This window comes from Fusibacter ferrireducens, from assembly GCF_015352425.1.
Classification (GTDB): domain Bacteria; phylum Bacillota; class Clostridia; order Peptostreptococcales; family Acidaminobacteraceae; genus Fusibacter_A; species Fusibacter_A ferrireducens.
Genome location: NZ_JADKNH010000027.1, coordinates 19673 through 20224, shown reverse-complemented (window position 1 = coordinate 20224; position 552 = coordinate 19673).

Below are 552 nucleotides of genomic sequence, written 5' to 3'. Positions count from 1 at the left end.
GTCTTTCGACTTTATCACTTGTTTCTGTTAAGCAACTTCCACCATCAAGATGGCTTCCGTAAGCTCAAAGAATTGCGTGTTTTAATTCATTTGCGCTATTCAATTTTCAAGGTCCTGTGTTATCGCCATCAACTTGTTAAGTGTTGCGGCGACTCTCTTATAATAGCATCAATACTTTTAAATGTCAACACTATTTTAAGATATTTCTTTACTTTTTTCAAACACAAACTTTACATTTACAGCTCTTCTGTTCTTGTAATCGTTCTTTGTTTTATGCGGTCATCGCTGACTGCTTAGTTATAATAACATCATTCATTTTCACCGTCAACCCCTTTTTTAAAAGAAGTATTATTCTGAAAATTCAAACCCTAATCCTCTCCGTATGAATTATACCATTTCATACTCAGATCAAACATTTTATTGAAGGCTTTAATGATTTTAATAATGCTTTACAAGCCAAATAAGTACCTTCCTGTGGCAACATTGGAGCCATCTTTCAATGTCTCAAAACGATTTTCGTTTGAGGTTGAACACCCCTCAGCACAGCTTTTT